Source organism: Shouchella shacheensis, assembly GCF_001484965.1.
In the GTDB taxonomy this organism is placed as follows: domain Bacteria; phylum Bacillota; class Bacilli; order Bacillales; family Bacillaceae_D; genus Shouchella; species Shouchella shacheensis.
The window spans coordinates 1-318 of the sequence record NZ_LLYY01000098.1; the positions used below are offsets into that span (position 1 = coordinate 1).

Annotated in this window: 1 protein-coding gene; it reads left to right on the top strand. The window is 42.1% G+C overall.

From position 1 onward, the window contains the following. Window positions 1–48: 48 nt before the first annotated feature. The coding region (locus tag AVZ68_RS19525; RefSeq protein ID WP_496196942.1) for an arsenate reductase/protein-tyrosine-phosphatase family protein at window positions 49–318 on the top strand (270 nt) is incomplete at its 3' end.

The window sequence follows — 318 nt, forward strand, 5'->3', positions numbered from 1 at the left end:
CTATGGCTGCTCATCATTCACTAATCAAACCAAAGGAGTGCATACAACATGTCGAAAAAAACGATTTATTTTCTTTGTACTGGAAACTCTTGCCGAAGCCAAATGGCGGAAGGTTGGGCGAAAAACTATTTAAGTGAAGACTGGAATGTTTATAGTGCCGGCATCGAGGCTCACGGTCTAAACCCAAATGCCGTAAAAGCAATGGAAGAAGTGGGGATCGATATTTCGCATCAAACGTCTGATATCATTGACCCAGACAATTTAAATCGTGCTGACTTTGTGGTAACACTTTGTGGAGATGCTGCTGACAAATGTCCA